The organism is Plantactinospora soyae, assembly GCF_014874095.1.
In the GTDB taxonomy this organism is placed as follows: Bacteria; Actinomycetota; Actinomycetes; order Mycobacteriales; family Micromonosporaceae; genus Plantactinospora; species Plantactinospora soyae.
This window is the reverse complement of the sequence record NZ_JADBEB010000001.1, coordinates 6,510,857-6,524,716: the sequence shown is the minus strand read 5'-3', so window position 1 is coordinate 6,524,716 and position 13,860 is coordinate 6,510,857. Positions and strand designations below refer to the sequence as shown.

Sequence of the window (13,860 nt, the reverse complement as noted above, 5' to 3'; positions counted from 1 at the left end):
CCAGTCGGCGTCGTTCAACGGGACGCGTCCGAGTCTCGCAGCAGCCGACCGAGGGCGCTGATCGGGAACACCAGCCGGTACAGGTGGTAGTTGATGTAGAAGTCGCCGGGGAAGCCCGTGCCGGTGAACTGCGGCTCGTCCCAGCCCCCGTCCGGGCGTTGGGTCCGGGCCAGCCACCCGATCCCCCGCCCGACCGAGGCCGCGTCGTCGGACCGGGCCGCGTGCAGGGCCAGCAACGCCCAGGCGGTCTGGGATGCGGTGGAGACACCCTGCCCGCGCCAGGCCGGATCGCGGTACGAGCGCATGTCCTCGCCCCAGCCGCCGTCCGGGTTCTGCCGGCGGTGCAGCCAGCACACCGCCCGGACGATCGCCGGGTGCTCCGGCCGCATCCCGGCGGCGATCAGCGCCGGCACCGCCGCGCCGGTCCCGTAGACGTGGTTCGCACCCCACCGGCCGAACCAGGAGCCGTCCGCCTCCTGGTTGCGCAGCAGCCAGCCCACTCCCCGGCGCACCGTCGCCGAGCCGGTCAGCCCCTCGGCACAGAGCGCCTCCACGACGTGCGCGGTGACGTCCGCGCTCGGCGGGTCGATCACCTCGCCGAAGTCGCAGAACGGCAGGCTGCGGGCGATCGCCCGGGTGTTGTCCGCGTCGAAGGCGGCCCAGCCGCCGTCCCGCGACTGCATCCCGCGCAGCCAGGCGACGCCGCGTTCCATCGCCCCCCGGACCGCCGGATCCGCGCCGGTACGTCGCAGCGCCAGCAACACCTCCGCGGTGTCGTCGGTGTCCGGGTAGCCGTCGTTGTCGAACTCGAAGGCCCAACCGCCCGGTGGCAGGCCCGGTCGGCGTACCGCCCAGTCCCCGGGCACCCTGATCTCCTCGGTCAGCAGCCAATCGGCCGCGCTGGCCAGGGCCGGATGCTCGGCCGGCAGCCCCGCGTCGGCGAGGGCGACCATCGCGAGGGCGGTGTCCCAGACCGGGGACTGGCACGCCTCCAACCGGCGTACCGGGCCGTCCGGAGTCTCCTCGCGGACGGTGAACCGCTCCAGTCCGGCCAGTCCACTGCGCAGCACGGGATGGGACAGCGGATAACCGAGCAGGTGCAACGCGATCAGCGAGTAGACCCAGGGCGGCTGGATCCCGCCCCACGAGCCGTCGGCCTCCTGACGGGCCACGATCCACTCCGCGGCCCGACGCAGCGCGTTGCGCCGGAGGGGGCCGACCGGATGGCGCTCGTACCCGCGCAACGCTCCGTCGAGCCGGTGCATCCAACCGCCGCGCCGACGCAGCGACTGTGCCGGTGCCGGTGGCCGGCCGGTACGCAGTTCGCCGAGCGAGAAGCCGAGCGGACGTACCGGGCGCAGCGACCGGACGATGGAGAGCGGGACGATGGTCTGCCGGGCCCAGCAGGCGAAGTCGTAGACGTTGAGCGGAAACCACGAGGGCAGCAGCACCACCTCGGGCGGGATCGCCGGCAGCCGCTGCCACGGCCACTCGCCGAACAGCGCCAGCCAGAGTCGGGTGAAGACCCGGCTCCGCTCGATACCACCGTGGGCGAGCACGAACTTCCGGGCCCGGCACAGGTGTTCCGCCTCGGCCGGGTCGCCGGCCAGCCGCAGCGCCGCGTACGCCTCGATGGTGGTGGAGAGGTCGCCGGGACCGCCGTGGAAGTTCGCCCAGGCGCCGTCCGCGCCCTGCTTCGACCGGATCCACCGGGCCGTCGGCTCGGTCTCCACCGAGGTACGGATGCCCAGGAACTCCCGCATCAGCAGGTCCTCGGCCTCCATCGTGACGTTGGTCTCCAGCTCGCCCTGCCACCACCCCGCCGGATCCTGCCGCGACAGCAACAGGTCGCGCGCGCGGTCCAGCGCCGCCCGGGCCGCAAGGAAGGGCCCCTTGTTATCGCCTTCGGTAGATGAAGGGCCCCCGGCTAACCGATGCCCGTCGGTGGAGAGGAGGCGGGCCATCAGTGGTCCCGTCCCGTCATGAAGTGCGCGATCGCCACCAGGTCGGCGTGCACCTCGGACAGGTCGGTCCCGGTGGCCGTACCCGGCTCGCCCAGCTGGTCCAGTTCGGCCAGCGCCTCGGTGAGCAGCCGGTCGGCCTGCTTCTCGGTCCAGTCCCGGGCGCCGGTCTCCTCGATCAGGGTGGCGGCCAGGGCCAGGTCCGTGGGGGACAGTTCACCGGGGCTCGCGTACAGGTCGGCGAGCTGGTCACCGGCCGGGCCGCCCGAGGTGAGGGCCCGGACCACCGGCACCGACTTCTTCCGGGCCCGCAGGTCGGACAGCACCGGTTTGCCGGTCACCGCCGGCTCGCCCCAGATGCCGAGCAGGTCGTCGACGAGCTGGAAGGCCAGGCCGAGGCGTTCGCCGTACCGGGCCAGGCCGTCGACCACCGTCGGCGGGGCACCACAGAGCACCGCGCCGAGCGTCGCGGAGCAGGCCAGCAGCGCCGCCGTCTTGTCCCGCGCCATCGCCAGGCACTCGTCGAGGGTCACGTCGGCGCGGGCCTCGAACGCCACGTCGGCCGCCTGCCCGGCGATCAGCCGCCGGATCGCCGTGTGCAGGGTGGACAGTCCCGGGACCAGGTCCAGGTCGGATCCGGTCGACAGCACCTCGTCGGCGAGGCTGAGCATCGCGTCACCGGCCAGGATCGCCGGTCCGATCCCGAACGCGGCCCAGGCGGTCGGCCGGTGCCGGCGTTCCAGGTCACCGTCGATGACGTCGTCGTGCAGCAGTGAGAAGTTGTGCACCAGTTCCACCGCGACCGCGGCGGGCAGCCCACGCCGTACGTCCTGGCCGGCAGCCCGGGCCGAGAGCAGCGCCAGAGCCGGCCGCAGCCCCTTTCCGCTCCGGCCGGTGGGCTCGCCCGTCGCGTCCCAGTAGCCCAACTGGTATCCGGCGACCAGCCGGGTGCGCTCGTCGATCCGCTCGAGCGCCACCCGGATCTCGGGCTGGACGAGCTCGTCCACCTGGGAGAGGACGCTGGGCAGCATCGTGGTCATGTCGTCTCCTCGCTCCGCTCGTCGTCGCCGTGACCTGGTCGACCGAGCCTGCCGATGACCTCGCTCCGCTCCGTCATGTCGTCGCCTCCGTCGCGCTCGAAGTCGACCCGAGGTGGGCGAGTACGACGTCGGCGGCCCGCTGGCCGCTGCGTACCGCGCCCTCCATCGTGTCCGGCCACCCTGTGTCGGTCCATGCGCCGGCCAGGGCCAGCCCGGGTGACCGGGTCTGGGCCGGTGGCCGGGCCAGACGTGAGCCGGGACCCTGCCGGAACGTCGCCCGGGGCTCCCGGGTGACGAACGCGTCCCGGACCCGGGTCTGCCGGGCCGCCGGAAAGACCTCCGCCAGCGCGGCCAGGTAGGTCCGCAGCAGAGTGCCCGCCCGGACCGCCAGCACCTGCTCGGCGGCGGAGATGGACACCACCAGGTACTGGCCGGACGCGCCGGGCGGCGTGCGGTCGAACACCCACTGGACCGGCGTGTCCAGCCCCGCGGCGAACTCCAACTCGGTGATCCGCTGCTGGTAGTGGACGTGCACGTTGACGATCGGCGCCGCGCCCAGCCGCGCCCAGCGGGCCCGGTCCGGGGCGGCCTCCACGGGTACCAACCGGGCCGCCTGCGGATGTGGTACCGCCAGCACCACGGCATCGGCGGTCAGGTCGACGCCCTCGCCCACCACGCGGAACCGTCCCTGGTCGACCCGGATCCCCTGGACGCGTACCCCCGTGCGGACCGAGGCGCCGCGTTGCCGTAGCAGGGCGGCGGCCGGGGAGCCGTGCAGTTCGCCCAGGGGCGCGGTGGGCCGGCCGATGTCGGCGGCATCGGCCCGATCGAGCAGCCCGGTCCGGAACACCCGGGCGGCGAGCGCGAGCGAGGCCTGGTCCGGCGGTGCGTTGAGCGCCGCGATGCAGATCAGCTCCCACAGCCGTCGGATCGTCGGCGCGTCCTGACCGTGTGCGGCCAGCCAGGCACCGAAGCTGACCCGGTCGGCGGCCGGATCGTCCGGCTCGACACCACGCAGCGCGGCGGCGGCCCGGACCGCCGAGAGCCGCTGCCCGAAGCGCAGCGGGCGGTAGTTGAGCAGTGCCGGCAGCAGGTGGGCCGGGGCGGGCAGCCGGCGGTTCCGGGCGAGTACGTGCGGCGGCGCGCCGACCCGCAGGATCGGCACCGCGAAGCAGTCCTGGACGGCGGCCCGGTCGGCGCTGCCGAGCCGGACCAGCAGTTCCCGATACTGCTGGTAGCAGCGGAGGAAGACGTGCTGGCCGGTGTCGACCGTGAGCTCGCCGCGCCGGAACGAGTAGGTGGCGCCGCCGAGGGCCGGGCGGGCCTCGACCAGGGTCACCTGGTGTCCGGCGTCGAGCAGGCGTACCGCCGAGGCGATACCGGCCAGGCCACCACCGACGACGCAGACCCGTTCGGTGGTCATGGTGCGCTCCGGGTCATCGCCCGCGCGGCGACGTACGCCTTCTCCCAGCCGGGCAGGGACATCCGGCGCCGGGTGACCGCCATCGGGTCGGCGACCATCCTGGCCAGCAGCCGGTGGTAGATCCCGGCCATCGCCGCCACGCACGCCGCGCTGCGCCGGTCCAGCAGCGGCAGCAGCCGCAGCCCGCTCTGGTAGTACCGTTCGGCGCGCTGGGCCTGCCAGCGCACCAGCGCGGCCAGCCGGTCCGGCGGATCGGTGAACCCGCCGTCGGCGCCGACCTCCAGGCCGCACCCGAACCGGTCCAGGTCATGTCGGGGCAGGTAGATCCGCCCGATCCCGCGGTCCTCGACGATGTCGCGGAGGATGTTGGTCAGCTGCAACGCGATGCCGAGAGTGTCGGCGAGTTCGCCGGCCGTGCTCCGGTCCGCCGATGCCCGCAGGTCGAACACGCCGAGGGAGAGCCGGCCGATCGACCCCGCGACGCAGCGGCAGTAGCCGACGAGTTCGGAGAACGTGTCGTACCGGGTGCCCCGGACGTCGGCGACGCAGCCGTCCACCAGTTCGTCCAGGGCGGCCAGCGGAATCGGCAGCCGGGCCGCGGCGTCGGCCAGCGCCACCAGCACCGGATCGGTCCCGGCGTCCGGAAGCCGGTGCAGGGCGGCCCGGATCTGGTCCAGCCGGGCCAGCTTGGTGGCGGCCGGCAGGTCACCGTCGCCGATGTCGTCGATGCGCCGGGCGACCGCGTACACGGCGCAGAGGGCGGCGCGCCGGTCGGGGCGGAGCAGCCGGATGCCGTACGAGAAGTTGCGCGCCTGGCTGCGGGTGACCCGGGCACACTCCCGGTACGCGCGCCCCAGCTCGTCGTCGCCACTCATCGCCGTACTCCGCTCCGGGCCGGGGCGGCCGGTGGTGCCAGCCAGGTCCTGAGCCATGCCGTGGCGATTCCGGCACGGGTCGGCCGGGGTGGACCTGGCAGCGGGTCGTAGTCGGCACGGGCGAGGGCGGCGAGGGCGGCGCGGCCACCGGCGACGTACCCGCCGACCGCGAGCCGGGCCCAGCCGGAGAGTTCGCCGACCACCGCCGAGCCGGTGTCGAGCAGTTCCTCCGCCCGTACGGCCTGCCGGCGCACGACGGTGCGCAGCCCCGCACCGGCCCGGGGCGCGTCCAGGTCCTCCTCCGACACCTTCACGGCCACAAGGTCCTGGGTCGGCAGGTAGATCCGGCCCCGGCGCCGGTCCTCGGCCACGTCCTGGAGGTGCTCGATGATCTGTAGCGCCGTGCAGACCCGGTTGGACAGTTGGATCCGGGCCGGTGTCGGAGAGTCGAAGACATGCAGCACCAGTTCGCCGACCGGGTCGGCGGAGAAGTGGCAGTACTCGACCAGGGCGCCGAACGTCGGATAGCGGGTCACCGCCTGGTCGCGGCGGTTCGCCTCGATCAGCCGGAGCAGCGGGTCGATCGGCAGCCGCCGGTCGACCACGGTCGGCGCCAGTCGGACAAGTACCGGATGCCGTGGCGGATGGCCGGCGTAGAGCGCGCGTACCTGGCGTTCGAACCGGTCGAGTGCGGCGAGTCGGACGGCGGGGGGCTCGTCCCGACCGGTGTCGTCCGGCTCGTCGCCGAGGTCGTCGACGAACCGGGCGTAGCCGTAGAGGGCGAGCAGGTGCCGACGGATCCGCGCCGGTAGGACCCGGAGCGCGACCGGAAAGTTCTCCCCGGTCACCACGGTGTCCGGCTGGCGGCGTCCGCCCGGCCGATCCGCGGATGGACGGCCGGGAACATCGTCGGTCAGATCAAGCACCCTGCCGCCTCTCGCGAGGTCAATCTGTCAGCCCGAGCCCAGCCAGACCGCCGCGCCGGATTGGTAGTAACCCATCGCTCGCGCTAAGTAATCTTCACCGAGCGTACCCAACTTCCCACCCTCGGCGGTGCGGGCCGCCGAATTCCTCTCGGCGTGTTCGCCCCCTTGATGACCAGCGCCCCCGCCGGGTCGGGCCGGGCCGGGCGGCCACCCATGCCCGGCCGGCGTGTCAGCTTGACTGGGTACGCCGGGCCATCCAGATGCCGGTGCACATCGCCGCCACCGCGACCAGGCCGACGATCAGGCGTGGCCCCTGGAGCGAGAGGTCCTCCTCGAACGCGGTGACGCCGATCAGCACGCTGGTGAACGGGTCGAGCAGCGCGATCGCGGTCAGCGGAGCGGCGATCGGGCCGCCCTGGAAGGCGTTCTGGTTGAGGGTCAACGCCGCGCCGCCGACCACCACCAGGGCGTAGAGGTGCCAGTCCGTGAAGACCTCGGCCGGATGGTCCGGCAGCTTCTCGATGACGCTCTTGAGCAGGGCCGCGGCGGCGGCGTAGAGCAGGCCGGTGGCGATTCCCAGCATCAGTCCCCGGGTCGCCGCCTGGGTACGCCAGGCGACCAGCAGACAGATCGTCACCAGTACGCCGATGGCGACGCCGACGCCGATCCAGGCCAACGCCTTCGGCTCCTGCACGCCGCCCCGTGGGTTGGCGGCGACCAGGAAGCCGGTGAGGCCGATGACCCCGATGACCACCACCAGCATGTCCCGCCGGTGCGGCCGGCGGCGCTCGAGCGCCGCCTCCAGCGGGATCGCCATGAAGAGCCCGCTGACCAGGAGCGGTTCGACCAGGGCGAGCGCACCGAAGCGCAGTGCGAACGCCTGCAGGAGGGTGCCGAAGGCGTCCGGGATCCAGCCGAGCAGCCACAGCCGGCGGTGCAGCAGCCGGATCAGCAGTCGGGGGTCGATGGTCCGGGTCGGCCGCTCCCGCTTGGCGGCACGCTGCTCCAGCACCGAACTCACCGCGAAGCAGGCGGCCGAGGCCAACCCCAGGACGATGGCGAGGGTGTTCACCGCGCCACCTCCGGCACCGGGGACGGAACGCCGGACCGGCGGAACACCGCCCTGGTCCCGTCGCCGCCGGGGACGGGGTGTGCGCCCGCGACCCGCACCTCAGCCTTGCCGGTCCGGTCGGTTGGCCGGGCGGTTGCCACCATCGGCCCCTGGTTCGTCCGCGCCGATCCGTTTCTTCGCCATGCTCGCCCGCAGCCCCACCCAGCGGGTCAGCGTCCGGCGCGGCGGCGCGGCGGCGAGCCCCGTCGTGACCTCGGCCGGCACCGCCACCGGGTTCTCGACCAACGCCGGATCGTCGACCGGCACCGGCTTCCTGGCCGACGAGACTGCCTCGACGCCGTGGGCGACGTCGGCGACCACCGCCGCCGGGTCGGTGTCGAAGAGCGCGAGCCCGGCCGCCCGCTGCCGCTGGCCCTCGGCACCGTCGGCGAGTCGGACCAGGGCCGGGCCCAGGTCGGCGGAGCGCCGTACCCAGGTCGCCACCCCGGCCCGGGTCATGGTGCCGGCGTTCGCCCTGCCGTGGCCGGGAATGGGTCGATAGGTGACCACCGGCAGTCCGCAGGCCATCGCCTCCAGCGCGGTGAGTCCGCCGGCGTTCTCCACCAGCACGTCCGCCGCCCGGAGCAGCTCGGGCATGTCGTCGACCCAGCCGAAGACGGGCCCGATCCGCTTGCGCGTCAGCCGGCGGTACAGCGCGGTGTTCCGACCGCAGACCACCACCGGGACCGCGACCCCGGTCCGGGCGATCTCGGCTGCCGTCCGCGCCACCGCGCCGACTCCCCAGGAGCCGGCGACCAGCAGGGCCAGCCGCGCGTCCAGGGGCAGTCCGAGCCGTTCGCGGGCACGCCGCTTGTCCTCCTCGGCCCCGGGACGGAAGCCGGCGGAGACCAGCCGGCCGGCCACCCGGACCTCGCCCGCACCGAGCGCCCGCGCCTCGGCCCGGGTGGTGTCGTGCGCGGCGCAGTGCACGTCGATGCCCGGGGACACCCAGATCGGGTTGACCGCGAAGTCGGTCAGATAGGTGATCACCGGTACGGCGAGCCGGCCCTCGCGGCGCAGCGGCCCGACGATCTGGCTGACCACCGGGTACGTCGAGACCACCGCCCGGGTGTCCGGCGGCAGCATCCGGAGTACCCGTGGCCACACCGGTCGCAGCAACGCCCGGGTGATCGGCGCGGCCCGGCTGAAGTTGCCCCCGATGGAGAAGAGCAGCCCGTAGATCCAGGGCAGCCGGCTCAACATGCCGTGGTAGGTGCCCCGGAGCAGTCGTCCGAGTCCCCACGGGAAGATGTCGGCCAGGTCCACGCAGTCCGCCCGTAGCCCGCGCTCACGGAGCCGGCGGGCGAGTTCGCGGCTCGCACCGTCATGCCCGGCGCCCGCGCTGGCGTAGATGATCATCACGCGTGGACGTCGCCCTCCCGAACCGCCGCTCGGCGGCTCGGACGCCTCCTTACGGCTGACCTGGTACCGCCCGGGACTGAACGTCATCCGGCCATCTACCCGGAGAAAGTGCGAAGAATCCTCGGGGCACCGCCGTCCTGCCACTTTTCGACCCCCGAGCCCACCCGCCGACCCGCCCGGGGGCCACCCGCCGACCGGAGTGCTCTGCCCGCTGCCCCGGTTCGCGTCGACGCCGACCAACGGGGACGACCCGGCGTAGACTCCGGATACCCCGGGTTCACCAGCGGAATCGGACATTCTCCGGGCCACCAGCGAACACCTCTTCGGCCCGCCGGGAGGTCCGGATGCGGGTTCTGATCGTCACCGCCGGTTCCCTGGGGGACGTCGCCCCGTACACCGGCCTCGGTGCCCGGCTGCGGACCGCCGGCCACCGGGTGACGCTCGCCGCGCCGCCCCGGTACGCGGGTCTGGTGGCCGGAAGCGGGCTGGAGTTCCGGCCGATCCCCGGCGACCTTCCGGCGCTCCGGACCGCCGCCTCCGGGCGACGGCGACCGTCGTCCCTGCCCGGCGCACCGGGACTGGTCGAGTTCCTCCGGCTCGGCGGCCGGTTCGTCGGCGACCTCGGCACCGGCATCGCCACCGCCGCCGAGGACGGCACCGACCTGCTGCTGCTCTCCAGCACCACCGCGCCGCTGGGCTACTCCGTGGCGGAGCACCACGGCATTCCCAGCCTCGGCGTCTTCCTCCAGCCGCTCTCCCCGACCGGCGCGTTTCCGCCGATCCTGCTCGGCGTACGGTCGCTCGGCAACTGGGGCAACCGGGCCGCCGGCTGGCTCGGCCAACGGCTGGGTCGCCGGATCTACGCCGACGCCTCGCGACGGCTCCGCGCCCGCCTGGGCCTGCCGCCGGCCGACATCGCCGGCCTGGAGCGGCACGCCGAGACCACCGGCTGGCCGATCAGCCACGGCTTCAGCCCGGCCGTGCTGCCCCGGCCGCCGGACTGGCGCTCCGGCCTGGACGTGGTCGGCTACTGGTGGCCGCTGTCCGCGCCGGACTGGCGGCCACCCGCCGCGCTGCTCGATTTCCTCGCCGCCGGCCCGCCACCGGTATACGTCGGCTTCGGCAGCCTCGCCGACACCGGTGGGGAGCTGCACACCCTGGTCATCCGCGCGCTCCGCCGCGCCGGAGTACGCGGTGTCGTGCAGGGAATCGGCGCCGGGCCGGAGCCGGGCGGCGGTGCGGTGCCGGGCATCGGCACCGGACCGCTGGCCGACGGCGACCCGGCGGGTGTGGTCGGCCCGGAGTCGGGGACCGGATCGGATCAGGTGCTGACCGTCGGGGACGTGCCGCACGGCTGGCTCTTCCCCCGGATGGCCGCCCTGGTCCACCACGCCGGTTGCGGTACCGCCGCCGCCGGTCTCCGGGCCGGAGTACCGGCGGTGCCGGTGCCGATCCTGGCCGACCAGCCGTTCTGGGCCGCCCGGCTGGCCGCGCTCGGGGTCAGCCCGGAGGTGATCCCGTTCCACCGGCTCACCTCCGACCGGCTCGGTACCGCGATCCGGGCCGCGGTGACCGAGCCGGCCTTCCGGCACCGGGCCCGGCTCCTCGCCGACCGGTTGGCCGCCGAGGACGGTGCGGGTGCGGTGGTGACCGCGGTCGACCGGCTGGCCCGTTGACCGGTCGACCGCGGCCGGCTCATCCCGGCGGGTCGGCGACGGTGTACCGCGCCGCCGGGCCGGGTGATCGTGGCGGGAACCTCAGAGCTTCGCGTAGCACGGTCCGTCCAGGGCGTACGCCTTCGCGGTCGGGCCGGCGGACAACGGCCGTACCTGGCTCACCCCGGTCGGGGCGGCCCGGTCCGGGCGGTAGACGGCGGACACCCGTACCGCCCCGTCGTTCGGGCCGGCGGCGTAGTTGCCCGCCCCCGAGGGCAGCATCCCCTCGTAGTCCACCGAGGTCAGGGACTTGACCGCGGCGAGCAACCCGGCCCGGGTGAGATCACCGTCGGCCACCGCCTTGGTCAGCGCGGCCTTCATCGGGTACGACCACACCCAACCCGAGGTGTACCCGTCGTTCGGGGTCACCCCGCCCAGCGCCGCCCGCAGCGCCTGGTGACCGGGCGTGTCGGTGCCCCAGGAGTCCCACGGCGAGGTCTGCTCGTACCGGGAGAGCAGGGCGGGCGCGGCGGCGCTCTGCAACAGCGCGGGATTCCAGGTCGGGCTGGTACCGATGAACCGGCCGGCGAAGCCCCGGGCGGCGGCCTGTCCGACGATCGACGCCGCGTCGGCCGGCCCCATCGTGAGGACCACCAGATCGGGCCGACCGGACAGGATGGCCTGGATCGCGCCGGCCTGCTTGTCCGCACCCGAGTCGGTCTTCACCGCGTTGAAGGTCAACCCGAGGCTCTGCGCGGCGAGTTTCGCCCCGGCCGCGGCGTCGTCGCCGTAGTCTCCGGCGAGGTGCACCGCGAGCACCGATTTCACGCCGTGCGCCTCCTTGGCGTAGTCGAGCGCGTTCATCGACTCCAGGCAGTAGTTGGCGCCGGACTCGATGATGACGTCCTCGAAGGCGTACGCCGAGGTCCACGCCGCCGGGGCCGCGACCACGTTGCTGGCCTTCATGTCGGCCAGGATCGCGGCCGTGGTCGGTGAGCCGAGGGTCTGGGCCAGGGCGAGCACGTTCGGCTTCATCTCCTGGTACACCTGGTTGTGGGTCTGTGGGTTGTACTTGTTGTCCCGGATGTACCGGGTCACGTCGACCTCGTAGTCGCCGATTCCGCCGGCGGTGTTCACCCGCTTCCAGAACGCCTTCTGCGCATCGGTGATCGGCACCGCGAGCGCCCGGAACGGGCCCTCGGTGAGGTCGGAGATGATGCCCAGGTAGATGCAGCCCTTGTTCTTGTCCACCGCCTCCGGGCACGGCTCGGAGGCGACGCCGACGTCGGTCTTCAGTCCGGACTCGTCGGTCTCGGTGTCGCCGCCCCGGCAGGCGACGGCCGCGCCGCAGAGCAGCAGGGCGATGGTTCCGGAGGCGATCCGGCGTACGACGGCGGCGGACGATCTGTGCCTTCCCATGGCTACCTCACAGGGTCAGTAGGGAGCAGCTCAGTAGGAGAACGGCCATGCCTTCCAGTAGTTGCGGACCCGGACCCAGATCCCGAACAGGCCCCGGGGCTCGAAGATGAGGAAGACGATGATGAGTACGCCGTAGAGGATCGTCTCCACCTGGAAGACGTTGGGCACCTCGTTCGGCTGGGCGCTGAGGAACGGCACCCACGCCTGCATCTCCCGGGTCAGCCGGGGCAGCAGGGTGATGAAGAACGCCCCGGCGATCGCGCCGGAGATGGTGCCCGCACCACCGATCAGCACCATTGCGATGTACTGCACCGACAGCAGCAGGCTGAACGAACTCGGGTCGAAGAAGCCGGTCACGGTGTAGAGCAGGGCGCCCGCGCAGCCCGCGTACGCCGACGAGACGGCGAAGGCGATCGTCTTGTACCGGGCCAGGTTGACCCCGATCACCCCGGCCGCGATGTCCCGGTCCCGGATCGCGGTGAACGCCCGCCCGACCTTGGACCGGGCCAGGTTGGCCGCGGCCAGCGCGAAGACCAGCAGGAACAGCAGCATCAGCCAGTAGAGCTTCTGGTCGCGGGTGCCGAGCGCCCCGGTGGCGGCGAGCGGCTGGCCGAAGAACTCCAGGGTGGCCGCCGGCCGGCCGACGCCCGCCCCGCCGGTCAGCGCCGACCATTCGCTGAAGACGTGCTGGCCGATGAAGACCAGACCGAGGGTGACGATCGCCAGGTACAGCCCGCGCAGCCGGGTGGCGAGCGGGGCCACCAGCACCCCGGCCAGTCCGGCGAGCAGACCGGCGGCGGGCAGCCAGACCAGGATGTTGGTGACTCCGAGGCCGATCACCCGGCCGTCCGGGTCGCCGCTGATCGCCGCCGCCGTGTACGCGCCGATGGCCAGGAAGAACGCGTGGCCCAGGGACACCTGACCGGCGTACCCGGTGACCAGGCCGAGCCCGACCGCCCCGATCGCCGCCACACAGCAGACGGCGAGCAGTTGCAGCACCTCGTCGGGCAGCAGGAAGGGCAGGCCCACGGCGAGGACCAGCAGCGCCCCCACCGAGGTCCGCTTGGCCGGGGTGTCGAACAGGGCCAGGTCGCTGGCGTACGAGGTGTGCAGCAGTGGCCGCCCCCGCAGCCGGGTACGCCGTCCGGTGGCGCTCATACCCGTTCCACCTCCCTGGTGCCGAACAGCCCGTACGGCCGGACCAGCAGAACCAGCAGCATCAGCACGTACGGGGTGATCACCGAGACGTTGCCGCCGAGCCAGGGCGCGTGCTGCTGATAGGTGGCGGCGAGTTCCTGGATCATGCCGACGGCCAGCCCGCCGACCACCGCGCCGGGCAGCGAGTCCAGTCCACCCAGGATGATCACCGGCAGGGCGGTCAGCGCGATCAGCCACAACCCCGCGTCGACGCTCGCCCCGGCGGCGGCGAAGGTTCCGGCGACGGCGGCCAGCCCACCGGCCAGCCCCCAGGCGAGCGCGAAGACCGCGCCGACCGACACGCCCTGGGCCAGCGCCGCCTCCTGGTCGTAGGCTGCCGCCCGCATCGCCAGGCCCATCCGGGTGAACCGGAAGAAGGCGAACAGGGCCGCGATCAGCACCGTGGTGGCCAGCAGCGCGCCGAGGTGCCGCTGTTGCAGGTCGACGCCGGTGCCGGGGATGGCCACGGTACGCAGCCCCCACGGGTCGCCGACGTGCCGGACGTCCAGCCCGATGAACCCGTTGACCACGACCCGGACCGCGACGTCGACCCCGAGAGTGATGATGGCGACCACGAACGCCGGGCGGCCGACCATCGGGCGGACCGCGACCCGTTCCACCCCGAGCGCCAGCCCGGCGGTGAGCAGCGCGGCGACCGGCACCGCGAGCCAGAACCCGACCGGCCCGGCGAGGTAGGTGACCAGTACCGCGCCGGCCAGCATGAACGCGGGCTGGGCGAAGCTGATCACCCGGGTCGCCTTGTAGATGATGACGAAGCCGAGGGCCAGCAGGGCGTACACGCTGCCGGTGCCGAGCCCGCGCAACACGCTCTCCAGCAACTCGGTCATGCCACCTCCCCGCTGCGCTCGGTCATGCCGCTTCCCCGCCGGG

General features: G+C 73.5%; 11 protein-coding genes. 1 reads left to right on the top strand and 10 read right to left on the bottom strand.

Annotated elements, in window-relative coordinates; genetic code table 11:
- Positions 1 to 14: 14 nt before the first annotated feature.
- The 7 genes from shc to H4W31_RS28370 all read right to left on the bottom strand — a co-directional run bounded on the left by shc (position 15) and on the right by H4W31_RS28370 (position 8,785).
- Positions 15 to 1,964 carry a squalene--hopene cyclase gene (gene shc, locus H4W31_RS28400; protein ID WP_192769428.1) on the bottom strand — a complete coding sequence of 650 codons (1,950 nt, stop codon included), beginning with the start codon at positions 1,962 to 1,964 and terminating at the stop codon, positions 15 to 17.
- Positions 1,964 to 3,001 carry a polyprenyl synthetase family protein gene (locus H4W31_RS28395; RefSeq protein ID WP_192769427.1) on the bottom strand — a complete coding sequence of 346 codons (1,038 nt, stop codon included), beginning with the start codon at positions 2,999 to 3,001 and terminating at the stop codon, positions 1,964 to 1,966. The genes shc and H4W31_RS28395 overlap by 1 nt, the downstream gene beginning before the upstream one ends.
- Before the next feature lie 73 nt (positions 3,002 to 3,074).
- The gene (gene hpnE / locus H4W31_RS28390; protein WP_192769426.1) at positions 3,075 to 4,424 is read right to left on the bottom strand and encodes a hydroxysqualene dehydroxylase HpnE; all 1,350 of its coding nucleotides are present in this window, start codon (positions 4,422 to 4,424) and stop codon (positions 3,075 to 3,077) included.
- Positions 4,421 to 5,299, bottom strand: a complete 879-nt coding sequence (gene hpnD, locus H4W31_RS28385; RefSeq protein ID WP_192769425.1) for a presqualene diphosphate synthase HpnD — start codon at positions 5,297 to 5,299, stop codon at positions 4,421 to 4,423. The genes hpnE and hpnD overlap by 4 nt, the downstream gene beginning before the upstream one ends.
- Complete coding sequence (hpnC, locus tag H4W31_RS28380) at positions 5,296 to 6,225, bottom strand: squalene synthase HpnC (RefSeq protein WP_318783451.1); 930 nt, start codon at positions 6,223 to 6,225, stop codon at positions 5,296 to 5,298. Before hpnC ends, hpnD begins: the two co-directional genes overlap by 4 nt.
- A gap of 229 nt (positions 6,226 to 6,454) precedes the next feature.
- On the bottom strand, positions 6,455 to 7,297 hold the full coding sequence (locus H4W31_RS28375; protein WP_192769424.1) for a DMT family transporter: 843 nt from the start codon (positions 7,295 to 7,297) through the stop codon (positions 6,455 to 6,457).
- Positions 7,298 to 7,396: 99 nt separating this feature from the next.
- Entirely contained in the window at positions 7,397 to 8,785 is a 1,389-nt protein-coding gene (locus tag H4W31_RS28370; protein WP_192769423.1) for a glycosyltransferase, read from the bottom strand.
- Positions 8,786 to 9,042: 257 nt separating this feature from the next.
- Between H4W31_RS28370 and H4W31_RS28365 the strand changes: the two genes are divergently transcribed.
- On the top strand, positions 9,043 to 10,374 hold the full coding sequence (locus tag H4W31_RS28365; protein ID WP_192769422.1) for a glycosyltransferase: 1,332 nt from the start codon (positions 9,043 to 9,045) through the stop codon (positions 10,372 to 10,374).
- Positions 10,375 to 10,455: 81 nt separating this feature from the next.
- Here the strand turns inward: H4W31_RS28365 and H4W31_RS28360 are convergent, their stop codons facing one another.
- The 3 genes from H4W31_RS28360 to H4W31_RS28350 are packed head-to-tail and all read right to left on the bottom strand — an operon-like array spanning position 10,456 to position 13,817.
- Positions 10,456 to 11,772: an ABC transporter substrate-binding protein gene (locus H4W31_RS28360; RefSeq protein ID WP_192769421.1), complete on the bottom strand. Its 1,317-nt coding sequence runs from the start codon at positions 11,770 to 11,772 to the stop codon at positions 10,456 to 10,458.
- Between the two features lie 30 nt (positions 11,773 to 11,802).
- Positions 11,803 to 12,930, bottom strand: coding sequence for a branched-chain amino acid ABC transporter permease (locus tag H4W31_RS28355; protein ID WP_225945733.1), 1,128 nt, complete (start codon positions 12,928 to 12,930; stop codon positions 11,803 to 11,805).
- Positions 12,927 to 13,817, bottom strand: coding sequence for a branched-chain amino acid ABC transporter permease (locus H4W31_RS28350; RefSeq protein WP_192769420.1), 891 nt, complete (start codon positions 13,815 to 13,817; stop codon positions 12,927 to 12,929). Before H4W31_RS28350 ends, H4W31_RS28355 begins: the two co-directional genes overlap by 4 nt.
- Between the last annotated feature and the right edge of the window lie 43 nt (positions 13,818 to 13,860).

Excerpts from the sequence above, each read along its gene's own strand:
- H4W31_RS28365 (WP_192769422.1), top strand. The coding sequence starts at position 9,043 with ATGCGGGTTCTGATCGTCACCGCCGGTTCCCTGGGGGACGTCGCCCCG.
- H4W31_RS28355 (WP_225945733.1), bottom strand. The coding sequence starts at position 12,930 with ATGAGCGCCACCGGACGGCGTACCCGGCTGCGGGGGCGGCCACTGCTG.
- shc (WP_192769428.1), bottom strand. The coding sequence starts at position 1,964 with ATGGCCCGCCTCCTCTCCACCGACGGGCATCGGTTAGCCGGGGGCCCT.
- H4W31_RS28370 (WP_192769423.1), bottom strand. The coding sequence starts at position 8,785 with ATGACGTTCAGTCCCGGGCGGTACCAGGTCAGCCGTAAGGAGGCGTCC.
- hpnD (WP_192769425.1), bottom strand. The coding sequence starts at position 5,299 with ATGAGTGGCGACGACGAGCTGGGGCGCGCGTACCGGGAGTGTGCCCGG.
- H4W31_RS28395 (WP_192769427.1), bottom strand. The coding sequence starts at position 3,001 with ATGACCACGATGCTGCCCAGCGTCCTCTCCCAGGTGGACGAGCTCGTC.
- H4W31_RS28350 (WP_192769420.1), bottom strand. The coding sequence starts at position 13,817 with ATGACCGAGTTGCTGGAGAGCGTGTTGCGCGGGCTCGGCACCGGCAGC.
- hpnE (WP_192769426.1), bottom strand. The coding sequence starts at position 4,424 with ATGACCACCGAACGGGTCTGCGTCGTCGGTGGTGGCCTGGCCGGTATC.
- H4W31_RS28360 (WP_192769421.1), bottom strand. The coding sequence starts at position 11,772 with ATGGGAAGGCACAGATCGTCCGCCGCCGTCGTACGCCGGATCGCCTCC.